Here is a 22,357-nt window from a genome sequence, read left to right on the forward strand (position 1 = left end):
AGAAATAACCTACAAAAATGTATATGACATTACCCATGGTGCTAGTTGAGCGTCAACGCTCAACTAGCCCAAGAACAACGAGCGAATAGGCCAATAAAATGGCATCAAGCGCCGTTTCAAATCCAGAGATCGAATTGGCGCGAATTTTCGTGATCCGAAATGAATCCACTAAAACCGAGAACGCGGTTTCGACGATTTTGCGTTTTCACTTCATCCATTGTTTCCATTCTTTTGATTGCACCACACGTTGATTTTTTCGGGCAGGCGTCCAAAAAGCGATCTTGTATTCATCGTACAGCTTCTTTTGCAGGGCTTGGCTCACATATCCTTTGTCGCCAAGTGTATACGGATGAGGAAGTTGAGTCATCACTGTTTCCGCAGCTGTCCGATCGTGGCAGGATGCCTCGGTCAGGACATATCCCATCGGAAGCGCTTGGTCGGTAATCTGAAGATGAAGCTTAAACCCATAGTAAACCATCTTTTTGGATGCACAATACCCAATATCTGCGATTCCTTGAAATCGTTTGACGCGATACATTCGTGCGTGGTGGCAGAGTTCAATGGGTAAGCTGTCCACTACCGCATAAGCGTGATGTTGTCCACGTTTGGCGAGTTGGTGACGAATCCATTTGATGGCCCAACGCAAAGAACGGCATCGACGGTTGTATCGAGAGCGCTCTAGGAACTTTTCCTTGGTGAACAGGTTTCCAATGACAAATCGATGCCAAGCCCGTTCCGAAGTAAAACCCAGCAATTTTCCAAGAACGTGAATGGCGATGATAACCTCATCCTCTTGCTTCAACAAATGACGATTTCGACGTTGCAAATACATCTGAATACAAGACAGTTGTGCTGATACAACGAATAAGATCGCGGTATATTGCTTTTGAATTTTTGCTTGGTTTATTGTAAAATGAAAGTGCTCTTGCATGGAACTTCTCCTTTTGAATGTTTGTTCGCACTTTCATTTTAAAGGAGATCCTCATGCAAGGGCTGTTTTTATGTCTCGAGATTTTATCTAGCACCACGGGTATATGACATTATCATTGTACACACATTTTAGCCGATTGTATCAATCGGCTTTTTTTTTTGTATGTCATGTAAAGCCTGATTCAAAAGGTCAAGATGTTTTATGTTTTTATCTAAAATTTGTTGAACAAGTCTGTAGCTTTGGTCATCTAAAGTTCCATTTACAATGTTCTGTGATATTTCAATACCACGTTTTTCACCAGCTAGTGCATCTTTTACTATATGGTCCGGTTCATTGTTGTGGTCTGTTAACATTTTAAATATCTCCATACTTTTCCCTTTGATTCCAGGATGATCAACTGGTTTTCCGCCAAGATCTTGTATTCTTTTCGTTATCTCCATCGCATGTTGCTGATGATTTTGCTGTAACTGTTGTAACAGTAATTTAAGTTCCGGTTGCTTAGCACGATTTATATATTCATTATAAGCGTGAATTGCCATATAATTTCCTTTTAAAAATTCATTTAAACTGTTTATAGCACGTCTCACTTCATGTCCTCCGCAATTTATTTTTAAAAGTATTTATAGTTTGATTTGTGTGGTAAAAAAATATGCAAGCTTTATTGTAACAGTTGGTCTTATATGTATTTTCCGATTTATATTTGTTATGATAAGACAAAGAAGAAATGGTTGTATGATGTCAATATGAAAACTCCTAAAGGTCGCACAATTGAGACATCATTGAATTGTTCAAATTCGTTCAAAAAACGATCGTGGATATAACACAATAAGGTTTAAAGTATCGTCTAATAGGGTTTCCGTAACTAGGAGCTGACTGTCAGTATACAAATTCATATTTGTATAAAAACGGAGGTTGATATTAATGAAAATCGTTATTAACGATACTGAATTGGAGGTAATAAAAGGCGATATTACAAAGTGTACTGTTGACGCGATTGTTAATGCGGCTAACAACGGACTTTTGGGAGGCGGGGGTGTCGACGGCGCGATCCATAGAGCAGGCGGGCCGGAGATTATGGAGGAATGCAAAAAGATCAGGGAAAGAACAGGAGGATGTCCGACCGGGGAAGCAGTTATTACTACTGCAGGAAATTTGCCCGCCAAATACGTTATTCATACTGTCGGACCAGTATGGAAAGGCGGAGCCTATCAAGAAAGGGAGCTGCTAAGAAATTGCTACATAAACTCCTTAAAGCTTGCGGAAGAGCATTTCGTGAAAACGATCGCATTTCCAAATATCAGTACTGGTGTTTATCGTTTTCCAAAGCATGAAGCGGCCCAAATTGCTTTAGAGACCGTTAAGGAGTGTATTCAAAATCAATTCATCCGAAGCATTCAATCAATATTGTTCGTTTGTTTTGATGACGAAAATTATCATATTTACAAGACGATGATCAGATAGGAAAAAACACTTTTTCGAATCAATGGCCACCATACAAAAATCATTTATTCGTTGGCGAGCTTTAATTGTAAACAATAAGTTTTTGCGACATATTTATCAAAAACTAAGAAAATATGCAGCGTTGAGACGAAAATCTCCATCGCCCGTTTCGTTTATAATGAAACTTTTTCAATGAATGCAGAAATTTGGAAGTCGGAATACAACATTTGATGATTTTCAAAGCGATCAACTTCAAAGGTCGCAATATTCCAAAAAATTTTTTCCATAAAACATCAAGCAATCGGCAGTTGTTTATTTTATGTGAAATGTGCACAGTGAATATGAAAATACGAACGACTTTGGAGATGAATTCAATGTATTTGAAAAGCCTCGAAATTTTAAGAAATAAAGAAATTGATTTAAATAGCTACCCGTTTTCGATTCCTGCAATAAAAAATTTAAAATCCATTTCGTTTCGTTCCAATATTACTTTTTTTGTCGGGGAAAACGGTTCCGGAAAATCAACGCTCCTTGAGGCAATAGCTTATCAGTGTGGCTTTAATACAGCCGGAGGAGGCAAAAACAATAATTTTCATGTAGATGCTTCCGATGCGGCCCTTGGGGAATACATACGGCTGTCATGGATGCCAAAAGTGACGAACGGGTTTTTTTTGCGAGCTGAGACCTTTTATCATTTTGCGTCGTATCTCGATACAATTCCTGAAAGTCTCCCTTATTATGGAGGCCGTTCTCTTCACAAACAGTCGCACGGGGAAGCTTTTCTCTCACTTTTAACAAATCGTTTTGGAAAAAAAGCGATCTATCTGTTGGATGAGCCTGAAGCAGCACTTTCACCTGCTAGACAGCTGACTTTATTAAGGATCATAAAAGATTTGGAAAACGATGCGCAGTTTATTATTTCTACTCATTCTCCCATTTTACTCGGCTATCCAAATGCCCAAATCTTAAATTTTGATGAACATCCGCTAAAGGAAGTAAAATATGAAGAAACTATGCATTATATTATTACTAGGCGGTTTCTCGAAAATAGAAAAAAGGTGTTAAGTGAACTGTTTAACGATTGAGACACAACAGCCTGTGTTGGGGATGCCGTCCATTTATATTTTTCATCACATCACTCATCCTGAAATATTCTGCTTTTGGAGAGGTATAAACAATGAACACAAAAACAAACGCAATGCGAATTCTTGATAAAGAAAAAATACATTACAACGTGATTACTTACGATGTCCAAAAGGGGAAGGTTGATGGGATTTCTGTTGCACAAATGATTGGCAGAAGCCCTGAATCAGTATATAAAACATTAGTTGCTAAGAGCAGCGCCGGCAACATTTATGTATTTGTCATCCCTGTTGAGGCAGAATTAGATTTAAAAAAAGCTGCGAAAATAACAGGAGAGAAAAAAATCGAAATGCTGCCAGTAAAAGATTTACAAAAATGGACAGGCTATATCCGCGGAGGCTGTTCGCCGATCGGCATGAAGAAACATTACCCGACGATTATCGATTCAACTGCATTGGAACACGAGCATATTATTGTCAGCGGGGGCAAAATCGGCGTGCAAATGGAGCTCAGCGTCAAAGATTTGCAGCAAGTAACAGAAGCGAAGCTGGAAGATGTGACGAAATAACAAAAATAGCCGAATTTTATAAGATGTGGCTGTTGTTTTACACTTCGAAAAGAAAGTGAAGGAATTTTACTGAATAAAATAGAAGATTAAGGTGATAACAAGGATAAAGCCTCGTGTTGAAATTCGAAAGAAATGGAGGGCAAGCATAATGGATTTATTCAAAAAGGGATTGGCGTTCGGACTTGGTTTAGCTGTAGCAAGCAAAGAACAAGTGAAAAAATTTGTAGATGAACTCGTGAAAAAAGGCGAGATATCGATTGAAGAATCAAAAGAAGTTTTTAACCAGCTAATCAAGCGCGGTGAAGAAGAAAAAACTGAACTGCAGCGTCTTGTTCGAGAGCAAGTGGCTCAGGTGATCAACAAACTAGATATAGCAACGAAGGAGGATATCCGAGAACTGGAAGAAAAGATTCGCAAATTGGAAAAGGAAGATGAGTAAAAGAGGACCTGTTAAAAGGTCCTTTGTTGTTGAGGAGGCGGTAAAGTGGTTGGAAAAAGGATGCGGCATATTGGCCGTTATCGGGATATCGCGTCTGCTTTAATTCGCAATGGATTTGGATTCGTCGTAGAGGAAATGGGTATTTCGCAATTTCTTTCTTTGCCGCAAAAAGCTTTTTTTGGCAGAAAAACTGAGCATCATTCCAAAACGATAGGTGAACGGGTAAGGCTTGTATTGGAAGAATTAGGCCCGACATTTATAAAATTAGGTCAAATTGCGAGCACCCGTCCTGATTTGCTGCCGGAGGAGATTATTAGTGAATTGGAAAAATTGCAGGATCGAGTTCCGCCTTTTTCTTTTGATGAGGTGCGTGAGATTGTTCAATCAGAATTGGGCGGTGAAATAGAAAAAATTTTTCGGCACTTTGATCATGCTCCGTTAGCTGCTGCTTCAATAGGACAAGTTCATCAAGCCGTTTTGCATTCGGGTGAAAAAGTGGCTATAAAAATTCAACGCCCTCATATTTCGAATGTGATTGAAACGGACTTAGAAATTCTTCAAGATTTAGCGGTATTAGCGGAGCATAGGCTAAAATGGGCTGCAAAGTATCAGGTCAGGGACATGATTGAAGAGTTTTCAAAGGCTCTTCGTGCTGAGCTCGATTATACCATTGAAGCCCGAAATGCAGACAAATTTTCTAAACAGAGTGCAAATGAACAAGCTGTCTACATTCCGAAAGTGTTTTGGGAGTACTCGACGAAAAGAGTATTAACAATGGAATATGTAGAAGGAATTAAACTAAATGAGATTGAAAAACTAAAAACAAATGGATACCATTTGGATCATATTACAGAAATTTTATCAAAAGAAATTTTCCGGCAAATATTTATGGATGGTTTTTTTCATGCCGATCCCCATCCTGGAAATGTCATCATTAAGCAGGGCGGAATCATTGCCTTCATTGATTTCGGAATGACCGGCCGGCTTACATCGGACATGAAGCATCATTTCTCATCATTAGTGATTTCTTTAATGAGACAGAGTACGGATGGCGTCATGAAAGCCATTTTGCGCATGGGCATCGTTCCTGAAGATATCGATTTAAAGCAATTGAGAGCGGACATCGAAGATTTACGGGAAAAGTATTACGGTGTTCCGTTACACCAAGTCAGCATCGGTGAAGCTGTGAACGACCTTTTTCGAGCAGCTTTCAAACATTCCATCAAAATCCCTTCTGATTTAACACTATTAGGAAAAACGCTTTTGACGGTTGAAGGCGTGGTCGAAAAATTGAATCCAGATTTTAGAATTATCGATGTTGCTGAGCCTTTTGGTCGCCGGCTGGCAAAGGAGCGCTTGCATCCGAAGTATATCGCTGAAAATGCATGGAAACACGTAACAGATTATACAGAACTGCTAATGGATTTTCCAGCTTATGTAGCAGAGATCGCTTCTTTAATGAAGCGGGGCAGACTCCGCCATGAGATCACGATTCCGGAATTAGATCTTTTTCTGAAAAAACTTGACCGCATCAGCAATCGGTTATCGTTCAGCATCGTGTTATTGGCATTCAGTATTATTATGGTAGGGATTATTATTGGTTCTTCAATGGGAAGGCAATCAACACTGCTTTGGAAAATTCCAGCGATTGAAATCGGTTTTGGCGTAGCAACGCTCATGTTTTTGTGGCTGTTATTTTCCATTTTTAAGTCAGGACGGTTTTAGTCAAAAAAGAGCCGTCCAGAAAGTCAAATCCCCATTGAAAACAAAAATCATTAACGTCGATATTTCAACGTTTTCTAAAACATTAATTCATATCTCCAAAAGAATTTAAAAAAGTACTTGACTGAATGTAAGAAAGGGGTGTCAATAAGCCGAAAAAACGACTTATTAGACAAGCCCCTTTTATTAAAGCGGAGATGTGATGATAAATGTTTTTTGCCGCTCTTTATAGTATTTCGTACTTTTTATAAAAAGCTCCCAGCTCTCCTTTATAGTTTTTTTGCCAAGGCTTGTCTTTCCCGCAATAATGAATAAAAACAGTATTCTCTTTTATCCACTCCATCCCATGCTTTGCATTTGGAAGCAATTTAATAATTTCATAATATCTTGCATCATAATTGTATCGATAACAATCAACAGGTTTAATTTTATCCCAGTATAAAGCATTGAGCACATCTTGATCAGGAAGGACAAGCTTTAAACGGTTTTCATTAATAAATGCATATATATCTTCCAATTTTACTTCTTTTCGAATCCGTTCCAAATTCATAAGCAAAACGCCTGTATTAAAATATCCTTTCGCATTCGGGGTTTTAAGCCTTAATTTATTAAAAAGGTTGGCAACTTTTGTAGAGTGTGTATGTTCAGAAGCAATAAACAAGCAATTTTCAAAATCACTATAGTAAAAATCTTTGATGGGATTGATTACAACGATGTCGGGATCAAGGTACAGAATTCGGTCCAAATCGTCTGGCAAAAATTGATGGGAAGCTAATCGATAATACATTTCTGATGTATAATGGCGAAAAACGGGTGCATCTTCAAAGAGCTTAGGGTCTACGTATATTGGATATAAACTTTGGTTATGACGTTTTACAAATTGATCCAATTCGTGTAAATCTTGATCGGAAATATTTGAATACATGATATATATCGAAAATTTTTCTTCAATATTATTTTGGAATAATGAATTTAACATAACTTTCAGCGGGGGAATATAATTTGAATTCAGTGTGACAAGAATATTGATCATTTGTACCATCCTCGCAAAAGATCGTAGCAAAATTTTTAAAAGCGTGGATAAAGCCGCAGCTATTTAACAAATTACCATCAACGTTTTCATTTTTCAAATAAAATTTGTACGCAGCATTTGTTTTTGTTTAAATTGAATTATAGCATGTTTTTCATTTTTTGAAATATTGACACAAGCTTCTTCAAAAAGGAGGAGTCCTCTTTGACAGAATCAAAACGGGAAAAATTAATGAGAAAGATTGAAAATCATTTGCGAAAAACGGCTAGACATCTAGTGAAAATTGATACGGAGGAAGAGGCATTGCAATTTTTGGCTGATTCCTTCCGCTCCCAGTTTTCATGTGATTTTGTCGGCATCATTTTACAAGAGGGAGAGGAGCTGAGTTTGAAAGTTTGGAGCGGAGATTTGCAGAAAATAACGGAATCCTTTCCGCTGCAGGTTCAAAACTGTTCGCCGAATCTCCTTCACCAAAGCTTAACATATGATAAAGCAGAGCAAGCAGGCGACTGTCAGTTTACCAATTTAATGAAAAAAGAAAAAGTAAAAACGTGGTTTACAGTTCCTCTCAAAGACGATATGAGCAGCTTGGGCTTTTGCATTATTGCCTATCTTGACTACGTGCCTCTGTTGGATATGAAGGCACATTTTGATGAATTCGGCAAAGATGTAGCTGTTGCGATTGCAATGGCAAAACAAAAAGAAGCACAAATTAAAAAAATCGAAGGGATCGAGTGGATCAGCAAAAATTTGTCGCTTGATGTGCCGCTTGAAAAAAATATTGAAACACTTGTGGAACGCGCCGGAAAAGGAACTAATGCAAGGATGGCTTGTATTTATTTATATAACGAAAAAGAAAATCATTTTATTTTTCAGCCTCCATCCTATGGTCCATTTGAAAAACCGGAACGGATTAATATTGAAACAAATTATGTTTTAAAGGAATACTTTCCGTTTTTGGATACTCCAGGCGGGTCTGAACTGACCGTTCCATTAATATTTGATTTGAAAACAATCGGTGTGCTTCATGTAGAAGAGAAACAAAAGGGAGTTTTTAATGAAGATGATTTGGAGATATTAAAGCTGCTTTCCAATCATATTGCCGCTATTTTGGAAAATGCCCGTTTATATAAAAACGAAAAGGAGCATAAAGAACGTCTTTACTTTCTGCTTGATTATCAGCACGCCCTCGTGAAAGAAACAGTTGAACATGACAATTTTGACGGTATTACGTCTGCTTTAAGAAGTCTTTTTTCCAAATCCGTCCTTTTGTTCGACCGTTTTATGAGGCCGATTTCTTGTTCCTTCCATCATTATGATTTATCAAATAAAGATGTAGAAAGGCTGATGGGCAGCGGAAATAAAGAGAGATTGATAGAAAACGGAAGGAAACTCCACATCCAATTGGATGACGGGGAAGAGCTTCATTTCCGGCTGTGGAAGGTGAACGGCGGAGGAAATTTGCTTGGGTTTTTGGCTGTCGAAATTGGCGAAAATGACATGGATGAATTTGATCAGCTGACAATTGATTTGGCAAGAAATATTTGTTCGATCCAATTTATCAAGCAGAAGCTTGTTTTGGATACAAAAGAGCAGGTAAAGGATAGTTTTGTCAGCAAATTGCTTGTGGAACGTATAGAGGATCAAGAGCGGATTTTACAATATGCGAATTTATTCCAATGGAACTTATTTCATCAGCACCGATTAGCGGTGTTGTCGATTTTATTAGATGAGAAGGAAACGGAAAACAGTAATTTGCTTGTTCAACAATCTAAAAAAACATTGATTTGGGACCAGTTGAAAACACAAATTTCCCGTTTCAGCAAAGAAATTATCATGGCGACAAACGATGGAAACTATATATTGATTGTTCCGGTAAAAGAAGAAGGCAAGCATCCAAAAAACTATTGGAAAGTATTTTATAGAAATATAAAAAATTGGGTTCGAGAAGGCAATATTGAATGCCAAGTATTCATGGGGATCGGCGGTAAAACTGAAAATTTAAATGATTATTATATTAGCTATCAGCAGGCTATCCAAGCTTTGAATGTCGTGTTTCACAGGTTTCGCCACAAAGGGTTTGCTTTGTTTGAGGAATTGGGTGCTTACACTATTTTACATCATTTAGATAATAAAGAAGCGGTGGAATTTTTCATCAAAAGGCATCTTGAACCGTTATTGAATTATTCGGAAGGGAAAAGTATGGATTTATTCCATACGCTGCGAGCGTTCCTTTATAACAACGGAAATATTAAAAATTCGGCAGAAGAGCTGTTTATTCATCGAAGCTCCCTTCTTTATCGTCTTGAAAAGATTGAATCGCTGCTGGAAATTGATTTAAATGATGCTGATCATCGATTTAATATGATGATGGCTTATAAGCTTTATGACCTGTATTATTCAAAAACAACTGAAAGAATATAAAAGCGCCGCAGCGTTTTTTCCACAAAATTGTTGATAGAAGAGAAGCTTTTTCCGTATTTTGTAGGTGTTTATTTCATTTTATATTTTCTATAATAATTTACAGAATATTAATAAAGTTATGTTTTTAAAAGGAGTTGTGACTATGACGATATCTAAAGTCGGGGTAGTTGGAGCAGGCTCGATGGGAAGCGGCATCGCCAATTTGGCCGCCATTTCAGGATTTCAAGTTATCTTGCATGATGTCGAACAAAAATTTCTTGATAACGGCTTATCAAGAATAAATAAATTTATGGAAAAAAGCGTTGCAAAAGGAAAAATGACCGAAGAGCAAAAAAAGGAAGTTTTGGAACGAATTCAAGTTACGACAAATTTGGAGGATTTTAAACAGGCTGATATTGTGATTGAAGCTGTTATAGAAGATTTGGAAGTAAAAAAAAGCGTTTTCGCGAAATTGGATCAAATTACATCTGACCATGTGATTTTGGCAACAAATACTTCTTCCATGTCCATAACAGAGATTGCGTCTGCAACGAACAGGCCGGAACGCGTCGCAGGAATGCATTTCTTCAATCCTGCGCAGATCATGAAATTAGTGGAAGTTGTTCGAGGATATAAAACAAGCGATGAAACAGTAGTAGAACTGAAGGAATTTGCGAAAAAGCTGAATAAAGAGCCGGTGGAAGTGAAAAAAGACACTCCAGGATTTATTGTCAACCGTATTATGATTCCGCAATTTATTGAAGCGATTAAGCTGCTCGAAGAAGGGGTAGCTACAGCGGAAGATATTGATAAAGCGGTTACGCTCGGGCTGAACTATCCTATGGGGCCGTTCACACTTCAAGATTTTGCCGGTGTTGATATCGGCTACTACGTAATGGAATATATGAAAAATGAGTTTAATGATAACCGCTTCGCACCTCCAATGCTTCTAAAGCAATTAGTAAGAGCAGGAAGACTTGGAAGGAAAACAGGAGCCGGTTTTTACGACTATGACTAATCATGAGAATGGGGGACTGAAGATGAGCTTGGAATTTTTAACATGCGATATTGAACAGCATGTAGCAGTTGTCACCATCAACCGCCCGCCTGTCAACCCGCTGAATTCAAAAGTATTTAAAGAGCTTGTAACCATTTTTAACGAGCTGGAAGAAAACAGCCAAGTAAGAGTCATTATTTTAACAGGCAGCGGTGAAAAAGCATTTGTTGCCGGAGCAGATATTAACGAAATGGCTGATCTCGATCTTGTTGGCATGATGAATATGAACCGTGTGTCAAGGGAAGCTTTTTCAAAAATTGAAAACGCATCCAAACCTGTCATTGCTGCCATTAACGGTCTTGCTTTAGGCGGAGGCTTAGAGCTTGCATTGGCTTGTGACCTGCGGATTTGCTCGGAAAAAGCTAAATTTGCTTTCCCTGAAGTCGGTCTTGGCATTATTCCTGGCGGCGGAGGCACCCAGCGTCTGCAAAAAATTGTCGGTCAAGGCATTGCTAAAGAATTACTTTATTTTGGCGACATGTTTGATGCTAACAGAGCGTTGGAGCTTCATATAGTGAACAAAGTTGTACCTGGCGAAGAACTGCTGGCAACTGCCAAACAATGGGCAGAAAAGCTAGCCCAAAAACCGCCTGTAGCTCTTCGTATGCTGAAAATAGCTGTCAATGCTGGCAGCAATGCTGATCTGGAAACAGGATTGACCCTTGAAGCATCTAGTTTTGCCAATGCCTTTTCAACTGAAGATCGAAAAGAAGGATTGAAAGCGTTTGTAGAAAAGCGCAAGCCGGTTTACGTTGGAAAATAATAAAAGCGATACAACCGACTTCATGTTGAAAAGGTTATTTTATATAGAAAAAGTCATCGAACAAATCATGTAATTTCACGAAGTGTCCGATATGAAATGACTCAGGATGCTTCGTGTCTTACATGTTTTGAATATTTGCGTAAGAGGAGATGGCGAAGCAATGAACAATTATTTGTTTTCGGTGTACGAGTTGGTAGAACATACGGTGAAAGCCTATAAAGATAAAGAAGTGCTCTATGACCTGAAAAACAGATTGACCTATGGCGAATTTTTTCAAGAAGCTAACCGGCTGGCTGCGGGTTTGAAAAAGCTGGGGATCAACAAGGGAGATCGAGTCGCTGTTTGCTTGCCAAACTGGAACGAAACAGCCGTTATTTTTGTAGCAGCGGCCAAAATAGGTGCAATTCTAGTTCCGTTTAATCCGAAGTATAAGCATCACGAAGTGGAATACATTCTCAAAAATTCGGAGCCAAAAGTGTTGTTTGTAACGGAACAGTTTGATGAAAACATTGGATTTAAGCAAGCGTTCCAAGTTGTAAAAACTTTGATTTCTGTTCGTTTTGAACATCCTGATCTATTATCCTATCAAGAAGTAGCGTCTTCCGCGTCAGAAGATGCTCCAGCTGAAAAGCTTGATGTCAACAACGATTTGTTTTGTTTATTGTATACATCAGGAACGACAGGCATTCCGAAAGGTGTAATGATTAGCCATCGCGCCATTGTTCAATCAGCTAATATTATGGCTAAAACGATTAGATGTACTGAAAAAGATGTGTTTATCGTTCCTGCTCCTTTATTCCATATTTTTGGAATGGCCGTCAATTTGTTTTGTGCGATCTCTTGCGGCGCAAGAATCATTTTGCAAGAGAAATATCATCCGAAGGAAACATTAAAATTAATTGAACAGGAAAAAGTGACGATCAAACAAGGAGTTCCCGCCATGTTTATAAAAGAATTAGAACAAGAAGATTTTGAAGATTATGACCTTTCTTCATTGCGAGCGGGTATTGTCGGGGCATCACCTATTCCACCAAACAAAGTGAAAGAAATTCGGGAGCGGATGGGAATAAACTTGTGCCAATCATACGGAATTACCGAAACAGGATCTGTTACTGCGACTGACTATGATGAACAGGATGAACGAGTGATATTGGAAACTGTAGGAAAACCGATCGAAGGTGTAAAGCTGAAAATTGTAGACGAAAATCGGCAGGAGCTCCCTCCAGGCGAAGTTGGTGAAATTGCCATCCACAGCTTTGGCACCATGAAAGGGTATTACAAAATGAAGGAACAAACAGAGCAGGTTTTGGATAAAGAAGGATGGTTTTATACGGGAGATCTCGGAGTGTTGGATGAAAAAGGAAACCTTCGTTTCGTCGGGCGAAAAAAAGAAATGATCATTCGTGGAGGCTTCAACATTTATCCGCAGGAAGTCGAGGCAGTTTTAACTAAACACCCTCAAGTTGTCGAAGCAGCTGTCATAGGCTTGCCTGATGAAGTAATGGGCGAATCAGTTTGTGCTGTTATAAAGCTGAAAAAAGGCGCAGCTTGCACAGAGGAAGAATTAAAAGAGTTTGTTAAAGCGCAAATGGCATCATACAAAGTTCCAAACAAAATTATTTTCACAGAAGATTTTCCTGTCACAGCGAGCGGTAAAATTCAAAAGGTAAGACTGAAAGACCAAGTGATGGAAAAATTTAATTTCAATGCGTAAATGGTTCGATGAAAAGAAGAGTTTAAGAACAGCTTATCGGCTGAAGCATTGAAACTCCGGCGATGATTTGGAAAATATCGGGATATCTTATGAAGTAAGCATCAATTCCATATAATGTTTCCTGTTGGTTTCTTTACACTGCCGGCCGGCATTATTATTTATTTAACTCGTCGTAACGGACAGTTTTGCCATGGTATTGAAGTTATTCATGCGTTTGATGTCCATGCTGCGATTTGGAAGCTGGTTTATTGACTGAATAAACGAGTTATAATTTCCGAAAATTCAGATAAAATAACAATATCTCAAATCTATTATTTTTACTTCCAATCTTTTAAAATTTGAAAACGATTGCAAAAAATGTTCATAAGCGTTTGGTGATTGTGCATGCTCATTTGATTTCATTTGCGAGATCCGGATTTTCTTAATCTTTTGGCGGCTCCCTGCTTCTATTCTTGTCTTTTTTCGATATTGCAGCAGCAATTACTTACCTTCCATATAAATTGTCGTCTCATGATGAGTTTTTCAGCCGTTATTTCGGCTGGCTCCGCCTCTTTTTTTTGGACGCAAAGGAAAAGTGATGTATGATTTGGAATTTCCCGCTATTCTTTCGTGCCTTTAGCTTTTGTTCTTTCCATTAAGTATGTGATGCCATTATGTTTTGCGCTTCCATTCAGCAAGCTTATACAGATGCCGGTAGTTATGGGGACTGTTTTCAGCTTATTGGAGCAAATGCACTTTTCTTGATTTTGCTCTAATAACAGATGAAGCAGCTTTGGGAGAAAAATGAATGGTAAAAAACAGAGGTGTTATAAAATGGAACAATTTTCAAGCAACCCTTTTTTGAAAAAAGTGATTTCTTTAGATGATATATTTACACCGGAGAATTTTACTGAAGAACATCGCATGATAGCTAGTACTGCATCAGCCTATGTGGAACAAGAAGTTTTGCCTGTTTTGCCGGAAATAGAAAAACAACAATTTGATCAATCGATTGAGCTCTTGAGAAAAGCAGGAGAATTAGGTCTATTAGGATCAGATGTGCCTGAAGAATACGGAGGGCTTGATTTAGACAAAATCAGCTCGGTTATCATCATGGAGGAAATTGGAAAGACGAGATCTTTCTCAACAACATTTGGAGGGCAAATTGGAATTGGCTCCCTTCCGATTGTGTATTATGGAACAGACGAACAAAAGGAAAAATATTTGCCTTACGTAGTTAGCGGCGAAAAAATTGGTGCGTATGCATTGACAGAACCGTCGGCAGGAACGGATGCCTTAAGTATCAAAACGACAGCACGATTGTCTGATGACGGCAAATACTATTTAATTAATGGCGAAAAACAATTTATTACTAATGCATCTTTTGCAGATTTCTTTATTTTGTACGCGAAAGTGGACGGTGAGAAGTTCACCGCCTTTATTGTCGATAAAAGTGAAGGGATTACAATAGGGCCGGAAGAAAAGAAAATGGGTTTAAAAGGCTCTTCAACAACACCGGTCATTTTGGAGGATGTAAAAGTTCCGGTTGAAAATGTATTAGGGGAAATTGGCAGGGGACATTTGATTGCGTTTAACATTTTGAATAACGGCCGCCATAAAATATCAGCGGCAAGCCTCGGCATGGCAAAAAGAGCATTGGAGCTCGCCGTTCAGCATGTAACAGAGCGGAAACAATTTAATCGGCTGCTGTCGCAATTTCTGTTAATTCAAGAAAAAATAGCCGGCATAGCTGCAAAAATATTTACGATTGAAAGCATGGTATATCGTTCTGCCGGCGAGTTGGATCGGGGATATCAGTACTGTAAAGAAAATAATATACCGTATAGAGATATTTTAAAGCAATTTGCAGTGGAAGCTTCGATCAACAAGGTGTTTGCTTCCGAAGCGCTGGATATCATTGTGGATGAAGCGCTGCAAATGCATGGAGGATACGGTTATATTTCCGAATATGAAGTGGAGCACCTTTACCGCGATTCAAGGATTAACAGAATATTTGAAGGAACAAACGAGATTAACCGGATGATTATTGCCCAAACACTGCTGCAATCAAAAGCGGAATGGCCGGATTTCAGAAAGCTGGATGAAGGTCCATCTGAAGAAATGGCGCAGGAGTGGGAGCTGCTGTCCAACTTGAGAAGGCTCGCGGGACAAGCGATGGAAATGATTTTACAGTCATTTGAAAATTATAAGGAAGAACAAGAAATTTTAGCATGGTTGGCAAATTTGGCCATTTCGATTTATGCAATTGAAAGCAATTTATTTCGAGTGGAAAAATTACTTGCAAATAAAGCTCAGAAAAAAATAAAAGAAAAGAAACTATTGGCAAAAATTTTCGCATATGAGGCATCTAGTAAAATCGTGTCGGAAATGTTCAAGTTCAGTGTGTTACACGATGAACAAATAAAGCAGCAACAAGAAAAATTATTTAAAACGATTCAATCAAGCAACAATGATTTTGTTCATGATAAACGATTGATAGCATCTGCCGTTATAACTGCCGGAAATTATTCAGGCATTCACAAGCTATAATCGATTGTTTCTTACATGGATGTCCGATAAGTTCCAAAAATAATTCAAGTAGGGCTGTTCAGGAAGTCAATTCTCCATTGAAAACAAAAAATCATAAGCATCATATATAACGTTTCTAAAACATTTAAGGGGGCGTCATAAGCCGAAAAAACGACTTATTTGACAGCCCCCTTAATATATTTCGATTTTTGTTTGAAGGGGCTGTCCAAAAAGTCAGGGTTAACTGACTTTGGAGCCCCTTCATTTTAGGGACTTATCGGACAAACCATTTTTTCTATCTGTTTATATCCTTCAGAAGTCTTATGAAGGACTTTTTTTAATTACGTTCTCCAAACGTTTTATGACGGACATTCAGCACATACAATTGCTTCTTGTTGAACTTCATGACCTATATGAAGGACATTTGCAAATTTTATTCGATTATTTTGTCCTTCACGGTAGTATTTCTCCCAAATCCTTCATTTTAGGAACTCATCGGACAGCCCCTTTCAGCATGTATGAGCTGATGCCGCAATCCCAAACTCAACATATACCTTATCGAGCTCCCGCAAAGAAAATCTGGCACCTTGCAGACGCGAGGGGCATTCAATTTAAAAAAATAGCAAAGGTATTTTATTTGTCCCGCATAGAGGAACAAATGAGTGACGAATAAAGAAAAAATGCCATTATAATAGAATCATAGTAAGCGTTTCCATCAATCAATCCATCCATTTCATTTATGTAAAGGAGAGATATGTCATGGGCAACAAGCGTACAGTTGTCGTTGTAGGCGCCGGTCCAGTTGGCCTTGTAGCAGGATTGGCACTCAAAAAAAGAGGAATTTCTTCTGTCGTGATTGAAGCAGAGCCGAAAGGGCGGCCAAGACCTGGAAGCCGAGCAATTTATATTCATAACGCAACGTTGAAGCTGCTTGAAAGCATTGATGAAGGACTTGGTTTTGAAATTGCGAGAAATGGTGTTGTCTGGCCGATAAAACGCACGATTTATAAAGGGAAAGAAGTGTACGTAAGAAATTACGGTGTGACGGATACTAGTGATCCGACAAAGCTTCCTCCATTTACGTCATTACATCAAAATCATATTGAATCGATTATATATGATTATTGTGAAAAAGCCGGCGTTGAATTTGTATGGGATGCCCCTGTGAAAGAAGTGATTTCAGAAGAAGACGGCATTAAAGTGGTGACAGAAAAAGGGGATGTTTGGGAAGCGGAATATGTGATTGGTTGTGACGGCGCTCGTTCTGTCGTCCGTGAAACAGCAGGATTAAAATTTGAAGGACCAAGAACAAAAGATACATTTCTTGTCGTTGATGTTGAAGAAGATGAAAATGATCCGCTGCCGCTTGAAAGGGTTTTCCACTATCAGCATCCGGCAATGGGCGGGCGGAATGTGATGTTTGTACCGTTCAAAGGCGGGTGGAGAATCGACCTTCAACTGCTGGAAGACGATAATCCAGATGAATATTCGGAAGTGGAAGGAGTAAAAAAATGGCTTCCGAAAGTTATGGATCCTAAATATGCAGAACGGATTACGTGGGTATCATCATACAGATTTCATCAAGTTGTCGCCAATTCATATACAGACGAAAAACGAAGAGTTTTGTTGGCCGGAGAAGCTGCCCACTTATTTGCACCATTTGGTGCTAGAGGGCTGAATTCGGGGGTTCCTGATGCTTTAATTGCTGTTAAAGGAATTGAAAAGGCTCTTGATGCTTCAAGCGAAGAGAAAAGACGCGAAGCGATTGAAAAAGCGGCAAATGAACGGAGAATTGCAGGCTTGTGGAATCGCAACAGCTCTTCGACTGCATTGCATCACCTGCAAGGAAATTCTCCAGAAATGAATTTAAAAAGGGAAATTGCAGCATCTTTAACAGCCATTGTGCCGAAATTAGGAAGATGGCTTGATGAAGGTCCTTATGGCCCAAAATTTGGTCCGCCTGAATTAACAACAAAATATTAATCGCTTTTGATTTTATATAAAGGGGTGGAAAACATGTCAATTACGCTCATTGAGAACCATGCTTCATATGATTTCAAGCATGAACGAGTCAATCAAATGGCGGATCGTCTGCTAAACATTAACTGGTACCAGCATGTCGGAACAATTCATGATGACGTCCAGAATAAAGCAGAAAAATTTTTGCAATCACTGAATATAGAAAATTGCGAAATTAAGTGGATTTCAAAAGATGAAATTGGAAATATATACGATACCATTCGGTTAACTAACAGCTCTTTATGGGAAGCATTGAAGGTGCTGCCTGACAGGCTGAAAGAGAAAATTGATCAATCCGGACAAGAGGAAATTTTGAACGAAATCGTCTATCATTTGCCGGAAGCTGTATTTCATGAAGTCTATAAAGGTGCCTTCAAAACATTTTCAGATGAATCATTCATTCGGTTTTTAGTTGGCCATGCCATGTACATCAGCTTGTTGGCATGCGCATGGGAATTGGTTGCAAATATAAACGAATGGGGAGAAAATCCATTTGCCTATTTAGTTGATATTTTAGAAATGGGACATATTCCATTAGGTTCAAACAACCAAACATTTTATATAATGTAGGGGTTCCATATGTGTGCGGCAGCCATATTTTCGTGCGAAAAGCATGTAAAGGAATCGCTGAAGCTGTTAGATGCACCGCATGTCATAATATTAAGTCATTACACGAAAAAGAAATGCAAGTTTTGTCAGAAAAAAGCCGTTTTTAAGTTTGAAGAATAAAATTATGCAAAATAGCAGCCTTGTCTTCTTACAAATGAAGCAAGGCTGCTTTATGTGCGCCCGGCATGTACATGAACTATAGGGTGTAAGTCCCGAACCCCGAAGACAGAAGTAGAGGTTAGCTCAACGAAAGGGTGTCCGTGGTGACGCGGAATCTGAAGGAAGCTGGAGGCAAAACACCGGTCCGAGGAACACGAACCTCATATAAGGCTAGGTATGATTGAGTGAGTTTGCAAAACAAAACAAAGCTCTTTCTGTCGAAGGTCATATCGAGTAAATGAGGCGGATAGATGGTGTGAAAGTGCATGTACTTACCCGGGGAGGTCTGGCGGATATGTGAAGTACTCTTCATAACCTACTTAGTGATAAGTAGCTGAACCGTCAGAAGTCAGCAGAGGTCATAGTATTAGTTGGTCTAGAACAACTAAGAAGGACCGAACAATTAAGAGAGAATAGCCCTTGGCATTCAGTGAGTCATGATGAACACAGAAAACGTAGTACCTCACTTGAGGGAGGAAGCGGTGAATCCCGTGGGAGACCTCTTGGAGGGTGGAGTGACCACTGGCATAAAGAGAACAGCTATTCACGGAAGTTATGAAAACTTGCGTCAATTATCTTAATGGAACCGCCGTATACGGAACCGTACATACGGTGGTGTGAGAGGACGGGAGTTAATCGCTCCCTCCTACTCGATTTTTTGGAGATAAGAAAATCTTCATCCTTTTCTAGTTATGCGGAAAACGTTTTCAAAAATATATATGTGTTTATCTTTTTTTTCGATTGTCCACAACCCTTCTCGCTTTCACTCAAGTTTGACAGAGTACACTAAAGAAAAGCCCGAAAATACTGGTGTTTTGGACTTTACCCACAACACGTACCACTACACTTGTTAGTGGCACGTGTTTTTTTCTAATACTCTAGGAGGCGCTTGTGTGACAAGTGCTTCAAATGCTAGATTTGCTTGACCTTGTAATTCTGTACGAACGATTTGCTCTTCACCATTCACGCGTATTTTCGAGGCCTTCACCTGGCTTACATCATGCAAAATATCCTTTACACTTGTTTGGCATCCTATTTCTTTTAGCTTATAGGCCAAAAAGGATTCCATGACAAGCGCAAGGAAACAAACCATGATATGGCCTCGAATACGAGATTCCACTCGATGGTACATCGGGCGAAGTTCTAGATTCGACTTCAGGTTACGAAAGGCTTGTTCCACTCTCCACAACTCTTTATAGGCAAGTGCTGCCTCTTCATCCGTTAATGACGAGTTGGTCCGAATGGCGTACTTTCCGTCAAACTTTTCGTCATTGGATACCTTCTCTTCATCAATTTTGGCCGATGCTTTTTCTATCGTTAAAAACTTGGAATACGCACGGTTTTTGACGAGTCCAGATGGACCGAGTTCATCAAGCTTCGATTGAAGGTTTTCTAACACGACTTGACGACTCGCTCGATCACGTTCTTCAGCGTCCGGATTGTAACAGAGTACATACGTTTCGCCATCGATTTTCTTTGACTTCACTTTTAGATTCGGGAGAACCTTCTTATATGGCCCACGGATGGATAATAGCTCTTGGGCTTTCTTCGACTTTCGTAATTTGACACCCACAATATATTCCATGCCCAGTTCACGAATTTGATCTAAGTTGGCTTCACTAACCATTCCGCGGTCTCCCACTAGAATGACTTTCTGAATAGGATAGCGCTTCTTCAGGTCTTCAACCACCATGCCAAACGTCTTCGTATCATGCATGTTTCCAGGGAAGACTTGATGCCCAATCGGAATCCCTGTTTTGGTCATTAATAAGCCAATCACGACTTGTTTTCGATCTCCACGATGATCTTTGGAGTAACCATAGTGAGCCAGCAGTTCGTCTGCTTCCTCTCCTTCGAAATAGGTGCTTGTCGTGTCGTAAAACACGATATCTACTTCTAATGAGGTTAAATCGGTTAAATGTCCATAAAGTTGTTCCTCAATTTTTTCTTTTTGTTCACTTAAGAAGTCTAATGCACGATAGTAGTGATGGAGTTGAATGTCTGAAAGACCTTCTGCATAAATCGTGTCGATCCATTGTTTGAAGATATAATGCTTACTATTGGGATCCATGAGACGGTTTAACACCATGGCAAAAATGGCTTCGTCATACCGAGAAGCAGCCTCGGAATCATCCATGATTTTACGTAATAGCCGACCAAGCCCTAACTTTTCCCATACCTTTCGGAACAGATAAACCGGCCCAAACTCTTTTGTCCAAAGCACGGAGACAGAAGAGGAAGACCCTTGCCCGTGAATTCGGTCAAAGTAACGCTCTGAAAATTTGGCTAATCCCTCGATTATGTTATCGACAGAGCCATTCTCTAATAAATGTTCTAACCTCCCTAGATTACAAAGCGTTTGTTGCCGAACTTTATTGTCTACACGAAATGTACGACATATTTGTAGATATTGACGAACTGAACCATTTTTATTTTTTTGCTTATTAATTCGAATATACATAGCACTAATAGTATAACATATATTACATATTATTGGATATACAAAAGTTATCCACATAACACTACATAATGATTATATTTTCGATAAAAAAAGTGGATAACTATTGGTATAATCACCTTTAGTTATCCACATGTAGTGAAATGGTGTCAAACTTGAGTTTCATTGTAAAGCGAGGCAGCTCGTTGTCTGGAACTTTTTCAACTTGAATTCTTAAACCGACTCGTTCTCTTAATTTTGTTGCGAGGATAGGCACGATTTGTTCAGAATCGGATTCAATTTCCACTTTGATTTGATCCATTTCATTTTCTGTGTAGTACACGATGCGAAATTCTTTCACTTCTTTGAATTCGCGAATAATGGATTCAATGGAAGACGGGTAAATGTTAATGCCCCGTATTATGACCATATCGTCTGCGCGGCCGAGAATTCCTCCAGGGAAAAATTGATAAGAATTGCCGCATTCACATTGCTGATCAGACCGGATCACGATATCGCCTGTCCGATAGCGAATAACCGGATAGCTTTCTCTTCCTAAATTGGTTAATACTAATTCTCCTTTTTCACCAACTTCAACCGGCTCCAACGTGTTAGGATTGATCACTTCTACAATAAACTCCGATTCATTGACATGAATCCCTTTTTGTTCTGAACAAGAATAACCGTATGCTCCCATTTCTGTCATGCCTACGTGGTCATATAAAACGGCTCCCCACAAACTTTCAATTTGCTTTCGTGTAGAAGGGACAGAGGCTCCAGGTTCACCAGCCGTAATGATTTTTTGGACAGGGCCATTTTTAATATCAATGCCGTTTTCTTCCGCTACTTCCGCCAGATGTAAAGCGTAGCTTGGAGTACAGACTAGTACTGTTGCTCTGTTTTCTATCATGCTTCTCAATCGCTCAATCGAAGTTTGGCTGCCGGATGAAATCGAAAGGGCACCTAATCGTTTTGCTCCTTCAAATGCAGCCCAAAATCCAATAAAAGGACCGAACGAAAAGGCGAAAAATACTCTGTCTTTTTTCGTAACTCCGCTGGAGCGATAAACTTCCAGCCAGCATGTTTCCCACCATTCAAAGCTTTTTTTTGTATCTAAAATTTTCAGCGGTTTCCCTGAAGTGCCGGAAGTTTGATGGTATCTTACATATTCCTCTAAAGGGTATGAATGGTTTTTGCCGTATGGAGGATGATTGTTTTGATCATCGACCAATTCCTTTTTCATTGTGAAAGGAAGCTTTTTCATTTCTTCCAAAGATTGCAGCGGAAGCTTTAAACCGGCAAGTTTTTCTTTATAAAATTCATTATGATTCAAAACAAAATGTAACAATCGATTCAGTTTTTGCAATTGCAGCGACCTAAGTTCGTTTTCTTGTGTTTGTACTGTATGAACCATGAATATTCCTCCCTTTTAGACTTGTAGCTAGTTTCTTATCATAGTCAGAAAAGAAAGAAAA

The 22,357-nt window shown here is 39.0% G+C and carries 16 protein-coding genes and 1 pseudogene; 12 read left to right on the plus strand and 5 right to left on the minus strand.

What is annotated here, in order from left to right:
* Positions 1-52: 52 nt before the first annotated feature.
* Both NST97_RS16450 and NST97_RS16455 read right to left on the minus strand, forming a co-directional pair.
* A pseudogene (locus NST97_RS16450) lies at positions 53-931 on the minus strand (IS982 family transposase).
* Between the two features lie 128 nt (positions 932-1,059).
* Entirely contained in the window at positions 1,060-1,518 is a 459-nt protein-coding gene (locus NST97_RS16455) for a ferritin-like domain-containing protein (RefSeq protein ID WP_130158378.1), read from the minus strand.
* A gap of 334 nt (positions 1,519-1,852) precedes the next feature.
* Here NST97_RS16455 and NST97_RS16460 point away from each other — a divergent pair, with 334 nt between their 5' ends.
* The 5 genes from NST97_RS16460 (at position 1,853) to NST97_RS16480 (ending at position 6,186) form a co-directional block, all read left to right on the plus strand.
* Complete coding sequence (locus NST97_RS16460) at positions 1,853-2,392, plus strand: O-acetyl-ADP-ribose deacetylase (protein WP_144597367.1); 540 nt, start codon at positions 1,853-1,855, stop codon at positions 2,390-2,392.
* A gap of 353 nt (positions 2,393-2,745) precedes the next feature.
* A complete protein-coding gene (locus NST97_RS16465; RefSeq protein ID WP_339211014.1) occupies positions 2,746-3,456 on the plus strand; it encodes an AAA family ATPase in 711 nt (236 codons plus the stop codon).
* A gap of 92 nt (positions 3,457-3,548) precedes the next feature.
* Complete coding sequence (gene ybaK / locus NST97_RS16470; protein ID WP_130158380.1) at positions 3,549-4,022, plus strand: Cys-tRNA(Pro) deacylase; 474 nt, start codon at positions 3,549-3,551, stop codon at positions 4,020-4,022.
* Between the two features lie 148 nt (positions 4,023-4,170).
* Positions 4,171-4,461 carry a phasin family protein gene (locus tag NST97_RS16475; RefSeq protein WP_063389222.1) on the plus strand — a complete coding sequence of 97 codons (291 nt, stop codon included), beginning with the start codon at positions 4,171-4,173 and terminating at the stop codon, positions 4,459-4,461.
* A gap of 45 nt (positions 4,462-4,506) precedes the next feature.
* The gene (locus NST97_RS16480; RefSeq protein WP_130158382.1) at positions 4,507-6,186 is read left to right on the plus strand and encodes an ABC1 kinase family protein; all 1,680 of its coding nucleotides are present in this window, start codon (positions 4,507-4,509) and stop codon (positions 6,184-6,186) included.
* A gap of 223 nt (positions 6,187-6,409) precedes the next feature.
* Here NST97_RS16480 and NST97_RS16485 read toward each other — a convergent pair whose 3' ends face one another.
* The gene (locus NST97_RS16485; RefSeq protein ID WP_066248838.1) at positions 6,410-7,216 is read right to left on the minus strand and encodes a glycosyltransferase family 8 protein; all 807 of its coding nucleotides are present in this window, start codon (positions 7,214-7,216) and stop codon (positions 6,410-6,412) included.
* A 201-nt stretch (positions 7,217-7,417) separates the two neighbouring features.
* On the opposite strand from NST97_RS16485, the gene NST97_RS16490 reads away from it, so the two are divergent.
* The 7 genes from NST97_RS16490 (at position 7,418) to NST97_RS16520 (ending at position 18,247) form a co-directional block, all read left to right on the plus strand.
* A complete protein-coding gene (locus tag NST97_RS16490; RefSeq protein WP_130158384.1) occupies positions 7,418-9,637 on the plus strand; it encodes a helix-turn-helix domain-containing protein in 2,220 nt (739 codons plus the stop codon).
* Between the two features lie 142 nt (positions 9,638-9,779).
* Positions 9,780-10,634, plus strand: a complete 855-nt coding sequence (locus NST97_RS16495; protein WP_063389218.1) for a 3-hydroxyacyl-CoA dehydrogenase family protein — start codon at positions 9,780-9,782, stop codon at positions 10,632-10,634.
* 22 nt (positions 10,635-10,656) lie between these two features.
* Positions 10,657-11,436, plus strand: a complete 780-nt coding sequence (locus NST97_RS16500; RefSeq protein WP_063389217.1) for an enoyl-CoA hydratase/isomerase family protein — start codon at positions 10,657-10,659, stop codon at positions 11,434-11,436.
* 160 nt (positions 11,437-11,596) lie between these two features.
* Complete coding sequence (locus NST97_RS16505; RefSeq protein ID WP_130158388.1) at positions 11,597-13,150, plus strand: class I adenylate-forming enzyme family protein; 1,554 nt, start codon at positions 11,597-11,599, stop codon at positions 13,148-13,150.
* A gap of 813 nt (positions 13,151-13,963) precedes the next feature.
* Complete coding sequence (locus tag NST97_RS16510) at positions 13,964-15,679, plus strand: acyl-CoA dehydrogenase family protein (RefSeq protein ID WP_341343481.1); 1,716 nt, start codon at positions 13,964-13,966, stop codon at positions 15,677-15,679.
* A gap of 738 nt (positions 15,680-16,417) precedes the next feature.
* The gene (locus NST97_RS16515) at positions 16,418-17,641 is read left to right on the plus strand and encodes an NAD(P)/FAD-dependent oxidoreductase (RefSeq protein WP_341343482.1); all 1,224 of its coding nucleotides are present in this window, start codon (positions 16,418-16,420) and stop codon (positions 17,639-17,641) included.
* A 33-nt stretch (positions 17,642-17,674) separates the two neighbouring features.
* Entirely contained in the window at positions 17,675-18,247 is a 573-nt protein-coding gene (locus NST97_RS16520; protein ID WP_339194334.1) for a hypothetical protein, read from the plus strand.
* A gap of 1,048 nt (positions 18,248-19,295) precedes the next feature.
* Here the strand turns inward: NST97_RS16520 and NST97_RS16525 are convergent.
* Positions 19,296-20,906: an IS1634 family transposase gene (locus NST97_RS16525; RefSeq protein WP_341343483.1), complete on the minus strand. Its 1,611-nt coding sequence runs from the start codon at positions 20,904-20,906 to the stop codon at positions 19,296-19,298.
* 118 nt (positions 20,907-21,024) lie between these two features.
* Entirely contained in the window at positions 21,025-22,296 is a 1,272-nt protein-coding gene (locus NST97_RS16530) for a phenylacetate--CoA ligase family protein (protein WP_341343484.1), read from the minus strand.
* Positions 22,297-22,357 lie beyond the last annotated feature (61 nt).

Source organism: Aeribacillus sp. FSL K6-1305 (assembly GCF_038050115.1).
Lineage (GTDB): Bacteria > Bacillota > Bacilli > Bacillales > Aeribacillaceae > Aeribacillus > Aeribacillus composti.